This is a genomic window from Pseudomonas sp. TAE6080 (assembly GCF_018732265.1).
GTDB classification, from domain to species: Bacteria; Pseudomonadota; Gammaproteobacteria; order Pseudomonadales; family Pseudomonadaceae; genus Aquipseudomonas; species Aquipseudomonas brenneri.
In genome coordinates, this window is record NZ_JAHIDY010000039.1 from 12,626 (window position 1) to 28,910 (window position 16,285).

Below are 16,285 nucleotides of genomic sequence, written 5' to 3' on the forward strand. Positions count from 1 at the left end.
CGATCACGCTGGGGGACGGCGAGGAATCTTGCTCGCCTCTCGTCGGATTACGTGCGATCGACCCATACCGTTTGCGCATTGCAGAACTCTCGCACGCCGAAGTGCGACAACTCGCGGCCAAACCCACTCTTTTTCACCCCGCCAAACGCCACCCGAGGGTCGGACACACTGTAGGCGTTGATAAAGATGCCGCCGGTTTCCAGTTGGTTGGCGATGCGGCGTGCCTTTTGCGGGTCGGCGGTGAAGAGGCTGGCGGTGAGGCCAAATTCGCTGTCGTTGGCCAGGGCCACGGCGTGTTCGGCGTCGCGCGCGGTGATGATCGAGGCCACGGGGCCGAACAGTTCCTGTTTGAACGAGGTCATCTGGTCGGTGACGTTGGCCAGGACGGTGGGCGCGTAGTAGTTGCCCGCGCCTTCGATGGGGTGGCCGCCGAGCAGCAGGGTGGCGCCTTCGTCGAGGGTCGCCCGGACCTGGCCGTGCAGCTCGTCGCGCAAGTCGAAGCGGGCCATGGGGCCGATGTACGTGACGCTTGAGGTCGGGTCGCCCATCACCAGTTGGCGGCTGGCGTCGAGGAACTTGGCGGTGAAGGCTTCGACCACGCCTTGCTCGATGATCAGGCGCTTGGCGGCGGCGCAGACCTGGCCGGAGTTCTGGAAGCGGCCGATCACAGCGGCTTGCACGGCGGCATCGAGGTCGGCGTCGTTGAGCACGATGAACGGGTCGGAGCCGCCCAGTTCCAGTACACACTTTTTCAGCGCGGCGCCGGCCTGGGAGCCGATGGCGATGCCGGCGCGCACGCTGCCGGTGAGGGTCACGGCGGCGATGCGTGGGTCAGCGATGGCTTGGGATACGCCGTCGGCGGTCACGTTGATCACTTCGAACAGGCCCTCGGCGAAACCGGCTTTGTCGAAGGCCTGTTTCATCAGGTACGCACTGCCCATCACATTGGGCGCGTGTTTGAGTACGTAGGTGTTGCCGCTGAGCATGGTCGGTACGGCACCGCGCAGCACTTGCCAGACCGGGAAGTTCCACGGCATCACGGCGAGGATCGGGCCCAGTGGACGGTATTCGATCTGGGCGTGGCCGTTGTCTACCAGCGTCGGTTCCGGGGCGAGCATGGCCGGGCCGTGGGCGGCGTACCACTCGGCCAGCAAGGCGCATTTTTCGATTTCGCCACGGGCCTGGGCGATGGGCTTGCCCATTTCCAGGGTGATCATTTGCGCCATCGTTTCGGCTTGTTCGCGCAGGGCGCTAGCCAGGGCCAGGAGTAATTCAGCGCGTTGTGCCACGGGGGTGTTGCGGCCGCTGCGAAAGGCGCTGCTGGCGCGGGTGAGGGCGGCGTCCAGTTGTGCGGCGGATTGGTATGGGTAGCTGGCCACGGTTTCGCCAGTGGCGGGGTTGATCGATAAGGCATGGGTCTGGTGAGTAATGGCGTTCATGGCACCGTCCTGCGCAGTGTTTGGGAAGGTGCCCAGCGTACGGCGCTGTACCTTTTCCGGGAACTGAATAATATTAAGCAATACGTTCACGTTTGGAGAATGATTTGGACCTGGTGCAGTTGGAGATTTTCAAGGCTGTGGCCGAGCAAGGCAGCATCAGTGCGGCCGCGCAGTTGATTCATCGAGTGCCGTCGAACCTGACCACGCGCATCAAGCAACTGGAGCAGGACCTGGGCGTCGAGTTGTTTATCCGTGAGAAAAGTCGACTGCGCCTGTCGCCTGCCGGCTGGAATTTCCTCGGTTATGCGCGGCGTATTCTCGATCTGGTGCAAGAGGCCCGCGCCACCGTGGCGGGGGAGGAGCCCCAGGGGCCGTTTGCCCTGGGCTCGCTGGAAAGCACCGCCGCTGTGCGTATCCCGGCGTTGCTTGCGGCGTATAACCAGAAACACGCCAAGGTTGAGCTGGACCTGACCACCGGGCCATCGGGGACGATGATCGAAGGTGTGCTGTCGGGACGCCTGGCGGCGGCGTTTGTCGATGGCCCGGTGCTGCACCCGACCCTGGAAGGGGTCGCGGTGTTTGAGGAAGAAATGGTGGTGATCGCGCCGCTGCACCACGCGCCGATCACCCGTGGCCAGGATGTGAACGGGGAGAGCATCTATACCTTTCGCTCCAACTGCTCATATCGGCACCACTTTGAGCGCTGGTTTTCCCAGGATGCATCGGTGCCCGGCAAGATTTTCGAGATGGAGTCGTACCACGGCATGCTCGCCTGCGTCAGCGCCGGCGCGGGGTTGGCGTTGATGCCGCGCAGCATGCTGGAGAGCATGCCGGGGTTTACCACGGTGAGCGTGTGGCCGCTGGCGGATGAGTTCCGCCTGCTCGACACCTGGCTGATCTGGCGGCGCGGGACGGTGTCGCAGAGCCTGGACAGTTTTGTGCGGTTGCTCGAAGAGCGGGGGGCACAGTAGGAGTGGTCCCGCCCACCGTTGTTCTGTGTCAGCCGCCAAATTGCAGGGTGCCCATCGCCAATTTGGCCATCAGCGCCGTGGCGCCCAGTTGCACCAGCCACAAGGCCAGGCCGCCGAGGAACACGCCCAGGGCCACTTGCAGGACCAGGCTTTTTTGCCGCTTGGCTTGAGGCGTGCGCGGGGTGAAGTGGTCCAGTTCGTCGCGGTCGGCACGCAGGTCCAGGTCGTCGTTTCTCATAAAAGTCTCATCGCAAAGGGCAGTCGTGCTTCAGTCTAGGGGGCTTGCCTTGCCAGCGCTGAGCTTTTTGTAGGAGCGAGCTTGCTCGCGAAGAGCGTGAGGGCGTCGCGCTCCTTCAGGGGGCTCGCGGTATCGTTGAGGTTTTTCGTCGAAACGCCGCCCGGAGACAAGCTCGCTCCTACAGGGGCAAGGCACAAAAAAGGGGAAGCCGATGGCTTCCCCTTCAGGTAGCACGCAGAGGCTTACAGCACCTGCACAATCGCCTTGGTCACTGCACCGATGTTCGCCTGGTTCAACGCCGCCACGCAGATGCGACCGGTGTCCAGGGCGTAGATGCCGAACTCGCTGCGCAGGCGGGTGACTTGTTCTACGGTCAGGCCGGAGTAGGAGAACATCCCACGCTGGCGACCGACGAAGCTGAAGTCATGGCCTGGGGCAGCCTTGGCCAGTTCGCTGACCATTTGCTCGCGCATGCCACGGATGCGCAGGCGCATTTCGGCCAGTTCGGCTTCCCACTGGGCGCGCAGTTCCGGGCTGTTGAGCACCGCCGCTACAATCGCCGCGCCGTGGGTCGGCGGGTTGGAGTAGTTGGTGCGGATCACGCGCTTGACCTGGGACAGGATGCGCGCGCTTTCTTCTTTCGATTCGCTGACGATGGACAGCGCGCCGACGCGTTCGCCGTACAGCGAGAACGATTTGGAGAACGAGCTGGACACAAAAAAGGTCAGGCCCGATTCGGCGAACAGGCGCACCGCAGCGGCGTCTTCGTCGATACCGTCGCCAAAGCCCTGGTAGGCCATGTCGAGGAACGGCACCAGGTTCTTGGCCTTGACCACTTCCAGCACGTCTTTCCAGTCGGCCGGGCTCAGGTCGACGCCGGTCGGGTTGTGGCAGCAGGCGTGCAGCACGACGATGGACTGGGCGGGCAGGGCGTTGAGGTCTTCCAGCAGGCCGGCGCGGTTCACGTCGTGGGTGGCGGCGTCGTAATAGCGGTAGGTCTGCACCGGGAAACCGGCACTTTCAAACAGGGCACGGTGGTTTTCCCAGCTTGGGTCGCTGATGGCGACGACGGCGTTGGGCAGCAGTTGCTTGAGGAAGTCCGCGCCGATTTTCAAAGCGCCGGTGCCGCCGACCGCTTGGGCGGTGATCACGCGGCCAGCGCTGAGCAGCGGCGAGTCGGTGCCAAACAGCAGCTTTTGCACGGCCAGGTCGTAGGCGGCGATGCCGTCAATCGGCAAGTAGCCACGGGCGGCGTGTTGCGCCACGCGAATGGCTTCCGCTTCGGCAACGGCACGCAGGAGTGGAATTTTCCCCTCCTCGTTGCAGTAAACGCCCACGCCAAGGTTGACCTTGGTAGTTCGGGTATCGGCGTTGAATGCTTCGTTGAGGCCCAGGATAGGATCGCGTGGTGCCATTTCGACAGCGGAGAACAGGCTCATTTTTGCGGCAGCTCTATGGGGGAATGGAGGGACGTGTCGCGCTCCAGCCGAATGCACTAGAGCGGTGCACAAACGGGGAGCTAGTATAGAGGCCAACACCGCTCGCGGCGACAGCCGAAACGGCTTTTCGGCCAAGTTTTTCGGTTTATTTATCGACCGTTAGTCTTATTGCAACATTGATGGCCACAGGCATGTAGGACTATTGCCTTGAAACCCATCACATTCACCACCACTTCTACAGTTATCATGGTTTTTTCCTACGGCTCGCTCTGGAATTTTGCGGGCGGTGGTCTTTTTCGTTCCCGACGGGTTTACAGTCCGGGGTGACTTCAAGAGGTACGTTATGTCGGATTTCCAACTAGTCACCCGCTTTGAACCTGCTGGCGACCAGCCCGAGGCCATCCGCCTGATGGTCGAAGGCATCGAGGCCGGCCTGGCGCACCAGACGCTGCTCGGGGTGACCGGTTCAGGCAAGACCTTCAGCATTGCCAATGTGATCGCACAGATCAATCGCCCGACCCTGGTGCTGGCACCGAACAAGACCCTGGCCGCGCAGCTGTACGGTGAGTTCAAGGCGTTCTTCCCGAACAACGCGGTGGAGTACTTCGTTTCCTACTACGACTACTACCAGCCCGAAGCCTATGTGCCGTCCTCCGATACCTTTATCGAGAAGGATGCGTCGATCAACGACCATATCGAGCAGATGCGTCTCTCGGCGACCAAGGCGTTGCTGGAGCGCAAGGACGCGATCATCGTCACCACGGTCTCGTGCATCTACGGCCTGGGCAGCCCGGAAACCTATTTGAAGATGGTGCTGCACGTCGATCGCGGCGACAAACTCGACCAGCGCGCCTTGCTGCGGCGCCTGGCGGATTTGCAGTACACCCGTAACGACATGGACTTTGCCCGCGCGACCTTCCGGGTGCGCGGCGATGTGATCGATATTTACCCGGCTGAATCGGACCTGGAAGCGATTCGTATCGAGCTGTTCGATGATGAGGTGGAGAGCCTGTCGGCCTTCGATCCGTTGACGGGGGAAGTGATCCGCAAGCTGCCGCGTTTCACCTTCTATCCAAAAAGCCACTACGTGACGCCGCGCGAGACCCTTTTGGATGCCATGGAAGGGATCAAGGTCGAGCTGGCCGAGCGCCTGGAATACCTGCGTTCCAATAACAAGCTGGTGGAAGCCCAGCGCCTGGAGCAACGCACGCGCTTTGACCTGGAGATGATCCTGGAGCTGGGTTACTGCAACGGCATCGAAAACTATTCGCGCTACCTGTCGGGCCGTGAGTCCGGCGCACCGCCGCCGACCCTCTACGATTACTTGCCGGCAGACGCCTTGTTGGTGATCGACGAATCCCACGTCAGCGTGCCGCAAGTCGGCGCCATGTATAAAGGCGACCGCTCGCGCAAGGAAACCCTGGTGGAGTACGGCTTCCGCCTGCCTTCGGCGCTGGATAACCGGCCGATGCGCTTTGACGAATGGGAAAGCATCAGCCCGCAGACCATCTTTGTATCCGCCACGCCGGGCAACTACGAGGCCGAGCATGCTGGGCGGGTGATCGAGCAACTGGTGCGCCCCACCGGCCTGGTTGACCCGCAAATTGAAATCCGTCCGGCGCTGACCCAGGTCGACGACCTGCTTTCGGAAATCACCAAACGCGTGGCACTCGAAGAACGGGTGCTGGTCACCACGCTGACCAAGCGTATGTCCGAAGACCTGACCGATTACCTGGCCGACCACGGCGTGCGGGTGCGCTACTTGCACTCGGACATCGACACGGTGGAACGCGTGGAAATCATCCGCGACCTGCGCCTAGGCACCTTTGATGTGCTGGTGGGGATCAACCTGCTGCGTGAAGGCCTGGACATGCCCGAGGTGTCGCTGGTGGCGATTCTCGATGCCGACAAGGAAGGTTTCCTACGCTCCGAGCGCTCGCTGATCCAGACCATCGGCCGTGCCGCACGTAACCTCAATGGCCGCGCGATTCTGTACGCAGACCGCATCACCGGCTCCATGGAGCGGGCCATCGGTGAGACCGAGCGTCGCCGCGACAAGCAGATTGCGTTCAACCTGGCCAATGGCATCACCCCTAAAGGTGTGTTCAAGGACGTGGCCGACATCATGGAAGGCGCCACCGTGCCCGGCTCGCGCAGCAAGAAGCGCAAAGGCATGGCCAAGGCGGCCGAAGAAAGCGCCAAGTACGAAAACGAATTGCGCTCACCGAGTGAAATCACCAAGCGCATTCGCCAGTTGGAAGAGAAAATGTACCAGTTGGCGCGCGATCTTGAGTTTGAAGCGGCGGCGCAGATGCGTGATGAGATTGGCAAGTTGCGCGCGCGGTTGCTGACTGTCTGATTTGTGCTGACTGTTGGGGCCTCATCGCAGGCAAGCCAGCTCCCACATTTAAATGTATTCACACATCCGAATGTGGGAGCTGGCTTGCCTGCGATGGCGGCGCCTCGGTCTAATGGGCTTCCCCAGCCTTGAGCCCCGCCGGCAACGCCTTGGTCAAAAAGATCGCCAGCATACTCACCGCCAACGCCAGCCCGACAAAGTGAAACGCATCGTTATAGGCCATGATCTGCGCCTGCTGATGCGCAATCTCGCTGAGCTTGGCCAGTGCCGCCGTTTCATTGCCAAACGTCTGCGTCAGCGTCGCCATGCGCTCGGCCACTTGCGGGTTGGTCGGCACAATCGCCTCGCGCAAGTAATCAAAGTAGGTCTTGGTTCGCGCATCCAGCAGGGTTGCCAGCAGCGCAATGCCGATGGCCCCGCCCAGGTTGCGCAGGATGTTGAACAGGCTCGACGCCGAGCCCGCGTCCTGGGGCAGGATGTACGCCGTGGCAATCAACGAAATGGTGACCATGATCAGCGGCTGGCCAAGGGCACGGATGATCTGGATCTGGTTGAACTGGCTGCCGGCAAAGTCCGGATTGAGCACGCCCGAGGAAAAACTCGCGAAACCAAACAGGCCGAATCCCACCGCGCAAAGCCATTTCGGTGACACGTATTTCATCAATTTCGGCACCAGCGGGATCAGGAACAGCTGTGGCACGCCCATCCACATGATCACTTCGCCGATTTGCAGGGCGTTGTAGTTCTGGATCTGCGCCAGGTACAGCGGCAGCAGGTAGATCGAGCCATACAGCCCCACGCCCATGCCCAGGCTGGAAATGCTCGACAGGCCGAAGTTGCGGTTGGCCAGGATCCCCAGGTTGATCAGCGGGTTGGGCTTGGACAACTGCACGATGACAAAGGTAATCAGGCTCAACAGTGCGATGCTGCCCAGGCTGACGATCAGGCTCGACTCCAGCCAGTCCTTGCGATGCCCCTCTTCAAGGAACACCTGCAAACAACCGAGGCCCACAGCCAGGGTCAGGATGCCCATGTAGTCGGTGCTTTTGAGTAGCTCCCAGTGCGCGGCCTTTTTCTCCAGGCCATACAGCAGGCCGGCGATCATCAACAGGCCTGGCGGTACATTGATATAGAAGATGTATTCCCAGCCCCAGTTCTCCGTGAGCCAGCCGCCAATGGTCGGGCCAATGGAGGGGGCGAATGTGGCGGTCATGGCGAACATTGCCATGCCCTTGGCGCGGTGGTGTTCGGGAAGTTTGATCAGGGTCAGGGTAAAGGCCAGCGGGATCAGGGCGCCGCCGGTGAAGCCTTGCAGGGCGCGGAACACAATCATGCTTTCCAGGCTCCAGGCCATGGAGCACATCAGCGAGGCGATCAGGAAACCCACCGAGACCCACACCGCCAGGCGCCGTGCCGACAGCAACTGCACCAGCCAGGCGGTGAGGGGGATCATGATGATTTCGGCGACAAGGTAGGAGGTGGAAATCCACGAGCCTTCTTCCAGGGTGGCCGACAGTGCGCCCTGGATATCCTTGAGCGAGGAGTTGGTGATCTGGATGTCGAGCACCGCCATAAAGGCGCCGAGCATCACGCTCATCACTGCGATCCAGTCGCGCCGGGTCGGTTCGCCGACGGGGCGCAGCAGTTGATCACCGGCCATGGTCAGGGTCTTGGATCTTTACTTTGACGGTGACCGACATGCCGGGGCGGATTTTGCCCTGCAGCGGGTTGTCGGCGGCAAACGTGAGTTTTACCGGGATCCGTTGTACGACTTTGGTGAAGTTGCCGGTGGCATTGTCTGGCGGTAACAGGCTGAACTGCGCGCCGGAGGCGGCGAACAGGCTGTCGACCCGGGCCTCGATGGGCGTGTCGCCGTAGGCGTCGAAGGTCAGTTCGGCCGACTGCCCGGGGGCCATATGGCCGATCTGGGTTTCCTTGAAGTTGGCCTGGATCCAGATGTCCTGGTCGGGAACGATGGACAGCAGGTAGGCGCCGGCCTGCACATATTGGCCATTGCGCGCGGCGCGCTGGCCGATCAGGCCGCTGATGGGCGCGTGGATTTCGCTGCGGGTCAGGTTCAGCTCGGCTTGGGCCAGGTCGGCGCGGGCATTGGCGATCTGCGCGTCGAGGCGCTTGATCTCGGCGTTCAGGGCGCTGACTTGTTGGCGCTGGCCTTGCAAGTCGGCCTGGGCCTTGGCCACTTGGGAGCGGGCGATATGGTTGTCGGCGGACAGGGTGGTGACGCGCTCTTCCGAGACGTAGCCGGGTTTGCGCAGGGTTTGCGCGCGGGACAAGTCGATCTGCGCGCGGCCCAAGGTCGCCTGGCTGGACGACACCTGGGCATCGGCGGCGGCGATCAGGCTGGCCTGCTGGGTCAGCTTGCTCGTGGCCTGCAAGCGTTCGGCCTCACGGGTGGCGAGGGTCGCGTTGGCGCGGTCGATGGCCAGCAAGAAGTCGTCCTGTTCCAGAATGACCAGCAACTGGCCCTTTTCCACATGCTCGTTATCGCCGACCTTGACCTCGGCGATACGTGCGCCGAGCTGGCTGGAAACCCGCGTGATCTCACCCTGCACGTAGGCGTTGTCGGTGCTTTCATAGAAGCGCCCCTTGAAGAACCAGTGGGCAAAGAAACCCGCGGCGATCAGGGCGACGATAAACAGGAAGATAAACAGGCGGCGTTTGAGTTGGGCAGGCATGGCGGCGCAGTGTCAGTTACAAAAGGTAATGGAATATAGCCAGCTAACGATCTGGCAAATAGCTATGTCGTGGTTGCAGCCCCAACCTTGGCTTATATGCCCTTTGTTGATCGGCCCACGCTGGAGCCGGGGGGCTTGGGGCTGTTACCATTCGCCCCTTGTTTTATTTTCAGCTTTATTGCCCATTCGAGACCCGCCATGACCACCGTCCGCACGCGCATCGCGCCATCGCCTACTGGGGATCCCCACGTCGGTACTGCCTACATCGCCTTGTTCAACTACTGCTTTGCCAAGCAGCATGGCGGCGAATTCATCCTGCGGATCGAAGACACGGACCAGGTACGTTCGACCCGTGAGTCGGAACAGCAGATTTTCGATGCCCTGCGCTGGTTGGGCATTACCTGGGCTGAAGGCCCGGATGTGGGCGGCCCACACGGCCCTTATCGCCAGAGCGAACGCAGCGACATCTACAAGAAGTACACCCAGCAATTGGTCGACATGGGTCATGCCTTCCCGTGCTTCTGCACTGCCGAAGAACTGGACCAGATGCGCGCCGAGCAACAGGCCCGTGGCGAAACCCCACGCTACGACGGCCGCGCGCTGCTGCTGTCCAAAGAAGAAGTGGCCCAGCGCCTGGCTGCCGGCGAGCCTCACGTCATCCGCATGAAAGTGCCGAGCGAAGGCGTGTGCGTGGTGCCGGACATGCTGCGTGGCGACGTGGAGATCCCGTGGGATCGCATGGACATGCAAGTACTGATGAAGACCGACGGCCTGCCGACGTACTTCCTGGCCAACGTGGTCGATGATCACCTGATGGGCATCACCCACGTGCTGCGTGGCGAAGAATGGCTGCCGTCGGCACCGAAACTGATCCTGCTCTACGAGTACTTCGGCTGGGAACAGCCGCAGCTGTGCTACATGCCGCTGCTGCGTAACCCGGACAAGAGCAAGCTGTCCAAGCGCAAGAACCCGACTTCGGTGACGTTCTACGAGCGCATGGGCTTTATGCCTGAAGCGATGCTCAACTACCTGGGCCGCATGGGCTGGTCGATGCCGGACGAGCGCGAGAAGTTCTCGTTGCAGGAAATGGTCGATAACTTCGACCTCTCGCGCGTGTCGCTGGGCGGGCCGATCTTCGATATCGAGAAGCTGTCGTGGCTCAACGGCCAATGGCTGCGTGACCTGCCGGTGCAAGAGTTTGCCAGCCGTGTGCAGCAGTGGGCGTTGAACCCCGAGTACATGATGAAGATCGCGCCGCTGGTGCAGGGCAGGGTGGAGACGTTCAGCCAGGTCGCACCGCTGGCCAGCTTCTTCTTTGCCGGGGGCGTGAACCCAGATGCCAAGCTGTTCGAGTCCAAGAAACTCTCGGGTGACCAGGTTCGCCAGTTGATGCAGTTGATCTTGTGGAAGCTCGAAAGCCTGCGCCAGTGGGAGAAGGATGCAATCACCGCGACCATCCAGGCCGTGGTCGAATCCCTGGAATTGAAGCTGCGCGACGCGATGCCACTGATGTTTGCTGCCATTACCGGGCAAGCCAGTTCGGTGTCGGTACTGGATGCGATGGAAATCCTTGGCCCTGACCTGACCCGTTTCCGTCTGCGCCAAGCCCTTGATTTGCTTGGTGGTGTATCGAAGAAAGAAAACAAGGAATGGGAAAAGCTGCTGGGCGCGATCGCTTAAACAGCCTGTTGCAGCGACGAAACCCCGGTTTTTCGGGGTTTCGTCGGTAAGTGATTGTTATCCCGGCAAAAAACTTTGGAAATTGTTGAAAATAAATTTGACACGTTTCCAAACCGCCATTAAGATTCGCCCCGTCCTCACCGATGAGGGGCTATAGCTCAGCTGGGAGAGCGCTTGCATGGCATGCAAGAGGTCAACGGTTCGATCCCGTTTAGCTCCACCAATTTACAGGTTCAAGGTCTGGCCACACCGTCCTTGAATCGATCAGTTCTCAGCGCTGATCAGTTGTACAGAAGGTTTTGTCCCCTTCGTCTAGTGGCCTAGGACACCGCCCTTTCACGGCGGTAACAGGGGTTCGAGTCCCCTAGGGGACGCCAGTTTCAACAAGCAGCTCGAAAGGTCTGCTGCGCCGCGAGGCGAAAAATCCGGGGCTATAGCTCAGCTGGGAGAGCGCTTGCATGGCATGCAAGAGGTCAACGGTTCGATCCCGTTTAGCTCCACCAATTTACAGGTTCAAGGTCTGGCCACACCGTCCTTGAATCGATCAGTTCTCAGCACTGATCAGTTGTATAGAAGGTTTGTGTCCCCTTCGTCTAGTGGCCTAGGACACCGCCCTTTCACGGCGGTAACAGGGGTTCGAGTCCCCTAGGGGACGCCACGATTACCCGCTCTGCGGGATTTTTAAGGGTCATTCAATTATTGAATGGCCCTTTTGTTTGTCTGGCGTTTGGGTTTTCTCCCTCCCTCTTCAAAAAACCTCTTCTGACCAGCGGTCGAATTCACCGCTTGCTAAAAAGTATTATGCAGATAATATTTTAACCGTAATATTCGGAGGCCGTCATGAGCGATAAAAAAGCGCAAACCCGTGAACGTATTCTGCAGGCCGCCAGTTCCGCGCTGATCCAGCGTGGCCCGGCCGAACCGAGTGTGGGTGAAGTCATGGGCGCCGCGGGGCTGACCGTGGGTGGCTTCTACGCCCACTTTGAAAGCAAGGACGCCTTGATGCTGGAGGCGTTCGAGCAACTGTTGGCGCGGCGTCGGGCGTCTATCGACGACATGGATCCCAGCCTGACAGGCGAAGAGCGGCGCGCCCTGGTGGCGGCGTTCTACTTGTCGCGCAAGCACCGTGATTCTACCGCCCAGGCCTGCCCGATCCCGGCCACGGTTGGCGAGATGAGCCGCTTGCCGGATGAGTTTCGCGAGGTGCTTAACCAGCATGTCGAACTGATGGCTGCGCAACTGGCCGCCAGCCCGGAAGACACCGACAAGGCCCTGGCCGACATGGCCTTGATGATTGGTGGCCTGGCCTTGGCTCGGGCCTTGGGGCCTGGCGAATTATCGGATCGTGTATTACGCGCCTCCAAGTCGGCTGTGCGCTGAACAAGGCTTGCGAGCCTGGGGAGTGAATGGATGAGCACCTTGAGCTGGATTCGTCGTGTCAACGGCACCTTGGGCAGGTTGGCGCCGCAGACCATCGCCAATCAGATGCGTCGCGCCTTCATGACACCGCGAGACCTGCCGCCGCGTGATTGGGAGTTGCCATTGCTGGCGCAGGCCGAGCGCGTCACCTTGCGCTTTGGCCTGTCGGCCCTGCGCTGGGGCCAGGGCCCAGCGGTGCTGATGATGCATGGCTGGGAAGGGCGCCCGACCCAGTTCGCCAGCCTGATCGACGCACTGGTGGGCGCAGGTTACTCGGTGATTGCCCTCGACGGACCGGCCCATGGTCGTTCGCCGGGCCGCGAAGCCCATGTGGTGTTGTTTGCCCGAGCGATGCTGGAGGCTGCCGCTGAATTGCCGCCCTTGCACGCGGTGGTTGGCCATTCCATGGGTGGCGCCAGTGCGATGCTGGCCATCCAACTGGGCCTGCGCACCAATGCGCTGGTGAGCATTGCTGCCCCTTCACGCTTGCTCGATGTATTGCGCGGCTTTGCTGGAGTGGTCGGCATGCCGGCGCGGGCGCGTGCGGCGTTTATCCAGGAGGTCGAGTACTCCCTGGGCATTCCGCTCAAGCACCTGGATGTGGCCCACTATCAAATGAATATTCCCGGGCTGATCGTGCATGCCGAAGACGATACCTTCGTCCCGGTCAAAGCTTCGCAGATGATCCACGAGGCCTGGTTCGACAGCCGCCTGTTGCGCCTGGAGCAGGGCGGGCACCAGAAGGTCCTGGCCGACCCGCGAGTGGTCGAAGGCGTGCTGGCGCTGCTGGCTGGCTGTCGTGAGCCGGCGCGGCAAACCGCTTGAGTGCAACGATGGGTTACACTGCTCCCCGCCGACATTAATCGACCGGGAGCAGGGCATGGGCTGGGACTTGGCAAAGCCGTTTATCATCGATCTGCAGGTGGCCCCTGAGGACATCGACGGCCTGGGGCATGCCAACAATGCCGTCTACGTGTCGTGGCTGGAGCGTTGCGCCTGGCGCCATTCCCAGCGCCTGGGCCTGGACCTCACCGAGTACCGGCGCCTGGACCGGGCCATGGCAGTGGTGCGCCACGAAATCGATTACCTGGCGGCCGGCTACGAAGGCGATGAGCTGCAACTGGCAACCTGGATCGTCGATTGGGACCAGCGCCTGAAAATGACCCGGCGCTTTCAACTGATGCGCCCCAGCGATGGCACCACCTTGTTACGTGCGCAAACCACCTTTGTCTGTATCGAACTCTCCAGCGGCAAGCCCAAGCGCATGCCGGCGGAGTTTATCGAGGGCTATGGCGTGGCGCTTACGGCATTGTCCATGTAGGAGCGAGCTTGCTCGCGAAGAACGTCAACGATAACGCGGTCTATCAGTTTTACCGTGTCGACTGGGCGCTTTTCGCGAGCAAGCTCGCTCCTACAATGGGGCGGTAGGGTTAACGGTTGCTGTGGGAAACCCAGTAAACTGCGCCACGTTTTTCGTTGAGTGTTTTCCATGCAAATTGCTTTGGCGCCCATGGAGGGGTTGGTCGACAACATCCTGCGGGACGTGCTGACCCAGGTGGGCGGTATCGATTGGTGCGTGACCGAATTTATCCGGGTCAACGACCGCCTGCTGACCCCGGCCTATTTCCACAAGCTTGCTCCTGAACTGCTGCACGGTGCCAAGACCGCAGCGGGCGTGCCGTTGCGCGTGCAGTTGCTGGGCTCCGACCCCGTGTGCCTGGCGGAAAACGCCGCGCTGGCCTGTGAGCTGGGTTCTGAAGTGATCGACCTGAACTTCGGCTGCCCGGCCAAGACCGTCAACAAGTCCCGCGGTGGCGCGGTGCTGCTCAAGGAGCCGGAACTGCTCAACCAGATCGTCGAACACGTGCGCCGCGCTGTGCCAGCGCATATCCCGGTGACCGCCAAGATGCGCCTGGGCTTCGACAGCCCGGACGGCGCGCTGGTGTGCGCCACGGCCCTGGCCGAAGGCGGTGCAGCGCACATTGTGGTGCATGCACGGACCAAGGCTGATGGCTACAAGCCGCCAGCCCATTGGGAGTGGATCCCGCGGGTGCAGGACGTGGTCAAGGTGCCGGTGTTCGCCAACGGCGATATCTGGAGTGTTGATGACTGGCGGCGCTGCCGGGAAATCAGCGGTGTGGAAGACATCATGCTCGGTCGCGGCCTGGTTGCGCGACCGGACCTGGCCCGGCAAATCGCGGCCGCGCGGGCTGGCGAAGACGTGGTCGAGATGACTTGGGAGCAGATGCAGCCCATGCTCCAGGAGTTCTGGACGCAATCGGTGGCGCAGTTGACTGAACGCCAGGCGCCTGGCCGACTGAAGCAATGGTTGGCCATGCTGACGCGTAATTACCCGCAAGCCGTTGAGCTGTTCACGGCCTTGCGGCGTGAAACCGATCTGGAGCAAGTCAGCCGCTTGCTGAGGATGCCCCATCCCCAAGCGGCCTGAAAATTTCTTGAAAATGTCTCTTGAAATGTAATCAGCGGTCCTTATCTAGGGATTACACGATGCCGAATTCGGGTCGTGGAGATAAAAACCTTGCTGATATTTCAGGAGATTTGACCATGAGTACCGCATTTTCCCTGGCGCCGCTGTTCCGCTCTTCCGTGGGCTTCGATCGTTTCAATGACCTGTTCGAGACCGCACTGCGCAACGAGCCTGGCAGCAGCTACCCTCCCTATAACGTCGAGAAACACGGCGAAGACCACTATCGCATTGTCATTGCGGCCGCCGGTTTCCAGGAAGACGATCTGGAGTTGCAGGTGGAGAAAGGCGTCTTGACCGTCAGTGGCGGCAAACGCGACACCAAGACCGAGAGCGTCACCTATCTGCATCAAGGCATTGCCCAGCGGGCTTTCAAATTGTCGTTCCGCCTGGCCGACCATATTGAGATCAAGGCCGCTGACCTGAATAACGGGTTACTGAGTGTCGATCTATTGCGGGTTGTTCCGGAAGAAGCGAAAGCCAAACGCATCCCGATCAATGGGGCGCAAAAGCCGGCTCTGCAACACTGAGTGCATGTTTTTAAATTTGTCATCACTTCGAAAAAGGGCGCCTCTGGCGCCCTTTTTTTGTTTAAGGCGCTGAGGGGAGTGTAGAGGGTTTAACGGGTGGCAGTGATAGTTGTGTTTAGTTGAGGTTCGGTGTTTTATTTTTGTACTAGCGGGTGTGTGTAACTTTTTTAGTTTTGTGCATGTTTTGGTGTTGTTGAAAGAGTTTCATTTTTAGGTTTTGCAGCGCGTGACAGTCATGTTTTCGCGCGGGAAATATCATGGGCTGTATCGCAAGAGCGCAAGTAATCATGACGCTTTTTGTCATCAGGGTAGTTTATTAGCAGGTATGACGTTGTTTTTTTGCCAAGAAAAGCTCTGGAGTTGCTGTGTTCTGTAGAAGTCCATGGGTAAAAGTCCGAAGTTTTCTATTGGTGTCCTTATGTTTTCAGCGATTTCTGGAACCAGAACTTTTTTTGCCCCACGAAACCAGTGACTTCGATTCGGTTACTGCCGCTTCAAGTCATAAGTAAATAGTGTTTGTTCTGGGTGTTCGAATGCCCTGGTGCTGTTCTGAGAAGAGGAATGACTAATGTCTTATCTATCTGTTAATAATCCTCCGAGCGTTAATCTCGGTAATCGTCAAACTGATCTGCCTGCGTCGCTACCGACTCCACTTGGAGGTAGTGATGTGAGTAAGTTACTTGGCCGCAAACCGAATTCTTTCCCTGAGCAAAATCGGAATATTGAGGTTGGGAGGGATAGTACAACTGTCAGTACGGATGCTTTTTCAAAGCTGCTTGATATGTTTGAACTTCTTTTCAAGGCCATGCGAGATGTTTTGTCTGGCAAAACAAAGTCCCCTGGCGCCCAGCCCACTGCTGATAAGTCTTCTGAGGCCAAGCCGCTACCAGGGAGTAACCCGGTGATTGTGGGCAAGGATGCCAAGGTGCAGGTTGAGGCCGATAAACAACCCGAGAAGAAACCCAGCGCCGAAGGCAAGCCCGTGATCCCGGGTAAGGACACCAAGGTGCAGGTTGAGGCAGACAAGCA

The 16,285-nt window shown here is 60.1% G+C and carries 14 protein-coding genes and 4 tRNA genes; 13 read left to right on the forward strand and 5 right to left on the reverse strand.

Annotated features, from left to right (window positions below):
- Positions 1-47: 47 nt before the first annotated feature.
- On the reverse strand, positions 48-1,439 hold the full coding sequence (locus tag KL786_RS23545; protein WP_215519147.1) for an aldehyde dehydrogenase family protein: 1,392 nt from the start codon (positions 1,437-1,439) through the stop codon (positions 48-50).
- Positions 1,440-1,543: 104 nt separating this feature from the next.
- On the opposite strand from KL786_RS23545, the gene ptrR reads away from it, so the two are divergent.
- Positions 1,544-2,410: a putrescine utilization regulator PtrR gene (ptrR, locus tag KL786_RS23550; RefSeq protein ID WP_215519148.1), complete on the forward strand. Its 867-nt coding sequence runs from the start codon at positions 1,544-1,546 to the stop codon at positions 2,408-2,410.
- 28 nt (positions 2,411-2,438) lie between these two features.
- On the opposite strand, the gene KL786_RS23555 is transcribed toward ptrR, so the two are convergent.
- The gene (locus tag KL786_RS23555) at positions 2,439-2,648 is read right to left on the reverse strand and encodes a hypothetical protein (protein ID WP_029294097.1); all 210 of its coding nucleotides are present in this window, start codon (positions 2,646-2,648) and stop codon (positions 2,439-2,441) included.
- 242 nt (positions 2,649-2,890) lie between these two features.
- A complete protein-coding gene (locus KL786_RS23560; protein ID WP_215519149.1) occupies positions 2,891-4,087 on the reverse strand; it encodes an amino acid aminotransferase in 1,197 nt (398 codons plus the stop codon).
- 343 nt (positions 4,088-4,430) lie between these two features.
- Here KL786_RS23560 and uvrB point away from each other — a divergent pair, with 343 nt between their 5' ends.
- Complete coding sequence (gene uvrB, locus KL786_RS23565) at positions 4,431-6,446, forward strand: excinuclease ABC subunit UvrB (protein ID WP_032859436.1); 2,016 nt, start codon at positions 4,431-4,433, stop codon at positions 6,444-6,446.
- A 109-nt stretch (positions 6,447-6,555) separates the two neighbouring features.
- Here uvrB and KL786_RS23570 read toward each other — a convergent pair whose 3' ends face one another.
- Together KL786_RS23570 and KL786_RS23575 are read right to left on the reverse strand one after the other, a co-directional pair.
- Positions 6,556-8,106 carry an MDR family MFS transporter gene (locus tag KL786_RS23570; RefSeq protein WP_029294103.1) on the reverse strand — a complete coding sequence of 517 codons (1,551 nt, stop codon included), beginning with the start codon at positions 8,104-8,106 and terminating at the stop codon, positions 6,556-6,558.
- Positions 8,096-9,142, reverse strand: coding sequence for an HlyD family secretion protein (locus KL786_RS23575; protein WP_215519150.1), 1,047 nt, complete (start codon positions 9,140-9,142; stop codon positions 8,096-8,098). Before KL786_RS23575 ends, KL786_RS23570 begins: the two co-directional genes overlap by 11 nt.
- 198 nt (positions 9,143-9,340) lie before the next feature.
- On the opposite strand from KL786_RS23575, the gene gltX reads away from it, so the two are divergent.
- The 11 genes from gltX to KL786_RS23630 all read left to right on the forward strand — a co-directional run.
- Positions 9,341-10,822, forward strand: a complete 1,482-nt coding sequence (gene gltX / locus KL786_RS23580) for a glutamate--tRNA ligase (RefSeq protein WP_154843535.1) — start codon at positions 9,341-9,343, stop codon at positions 10,820-10,822.
- A 147-nt stretch (positions 10,823-10,969) separates the two neighbouring features.
- A tRNA-Ala gene (locus KL786_RS23585) sits at positions 10,970-11,045 on the forward strand.
- 78 nt (positions 11,046-11,123) lie between these two features.
- Positions 11,124-11,199 (forward strand) — tRNA-Glu (locus tag KL786_RS23590).
- A gap of 50 nt (positions 11,200-11,249) precedes the next feature.
- Positions 11,250-11,325 (forward strand) — tRNA-Ala (locus tag KL786_RS23595).
- 79 nt (positions 11,326-11,404) lie between these two features.
- A tRNA-Glu gene (locus tag KL786_RS23600) sits at positions 11,405-11,480 on the forward strand.
- Positions 11,481-11,662: 182 nt separating this feature from the next.
- Positions 11,663-12,202 carry a TetR/AcrR family transcriptional regulator gene (locus tag KL786_RS23605; RefSeq protein ID WP_032859442.1) on the forward strand — a complete coding sequence of 180 codons (540 nt, stop codon included), beginning with the start codon at positions 11,663-11,665 and terminating at the stop codon, positions 12,200-12,202.
- Positions 12,203-12,232: 30 nt separating this feature from the next.
- Positions 12,233-13,066, forward strand: coding sequence for an alpha/beta hydrolase (locus KL786_RS23610; RefSeq protein ID WP_215519151.1), 834 nt, complete (start codon positions 12,233-12,235; stop codon positions 13,064-13,066).
- 55 nt (positions 13,067-13,121) lie between these two features.
- Positions 13,122-13,562, forward strand: a complete 441-nt coding sequence (locus tag KL786_RS23615; protein ID WP_029294114.1) for an acyl-CoA thioesterase — start codon at positions 13,122-13,124, stop codon at positions 13,560-13,562.
- A gap of 168 nt (positions 13,563-13,730) precedes the next feature.
- On the forward strand, positions 13,731-14,690 hold the full coding sequence (locus KL786_RS23620) for a tRNA dihydrouridine synthase (protein ID WP_215519152.1): 960 nt from the start codon (positions 13,731-13,733) through the stop codon (positions 14,688-14,690).
- A gap of 116 nt (positions 14,691-14,806) precedes the next feature.
- Positions 14,807-15,256, forward strand: a complete 450-nt coding sequence (locus tag KL786_RS23625; protein ID WP_215519153.1) for an Hsp20 family protein — start codon at positions 14,807-14,809, stop codon at positions 15,254-15,256.
- A gap of 568 nt (positions 15,257-15,824) precedes the next feature.
- Positions 15,825-16,285 (forward strand): hypothetical protein (locus tag KL786_RS23630; protein WP_215519154.1); only part of this gene is annotated, 461 nt, incomplete at its 3' end.

Excerpts from the sequence above, each read along its gene's own strand:
- KL786_RS23545 (WP_215519147.1), bottom strand. The coding sequence starts at position 1,439 with ATGAACGCCATTACTCACCAGACCCATGCCTTATCGATCAACCCCGCC.
- KL786_RS23555 (WP_029294097.1), bottom strand. The coding sequence starts at position 2,648 with ATGAGAAACGACGACCTGGACCTGCGTGCCGACCGCGACGAACTGGAC.
- KL786_RS23560 (WP_215519149.1), bottom strand. The coding sequence starts at position 4,087 with ATGAGCCTGTTCTCCGCTGTCGAAATGGCACCACGCGATCCTATCCTG.
- uvrB (WP_032859436.1), top strand. The coding sequence starts at position 4,431 with ATGTCGGATTTCCAACTAGTCACCCGCTTTGAACCTGCTGGCGACCAG.
- KL786_RS23570 (WP_029294103.1), bottom strand. The coding sequence starts at position 8,106 with ATGGCCGGTGATCAACTGCTGCGCCCCGTCGGCGAACCGACCCGGCGC.
- KL786_RS23575 (WP_215519150.1), bottom strand. The coding sequence starts at position 9,142 with ATGCCTGCCCAACTCAAACGCCGCCTGTTTATCTTCCTGTTTATCGTC.
- gltX (WP_154843535.1), top strand. The coding sequence starts at position 9,341 with ATGACCACCGTCCGCACGCGCATCGCGCCATCGCCTACTGGGGATCCC.
- KL786_RS23605 (WP_032859442.1), top strand. The coding sequence starts at position 11,663 with ATGAGCGATAAAAAAGCGCAAACCCGTGAACGTATTCTGCAGGCCGCC.
- KL786_RS23610 (WP_215519151.1), top strand. The coding sequence starts at position 12,233 with ATGAGCACCTTGAGCTGGATTCGTCGTGTCAACGGCACCTTGGGCAGG.
- KL786_RS23615 (WP_029294114.1), top strand. The coding sequence starts at position 13,122 with ATGGGCTGGGACTTGGCAAAGCCGTTTATCATCGATCTGCAGGTGGCC.
- KL786_RS23620 (WP_215519152.1), top strand. The coding sequence starts at position 13,731 with ATGCAAATTGCTTTGGCGCCCATGGAGGGGTTGGTCGACAACATCCTG.
- KL786_RS23625 (WP_215519153.1), top strand. The coding sequence starts at position 14,807 with ATGAGTACCGCATTTTCCCTGGCGCCGCTGTTCCGCTCTTCCGTGGGC.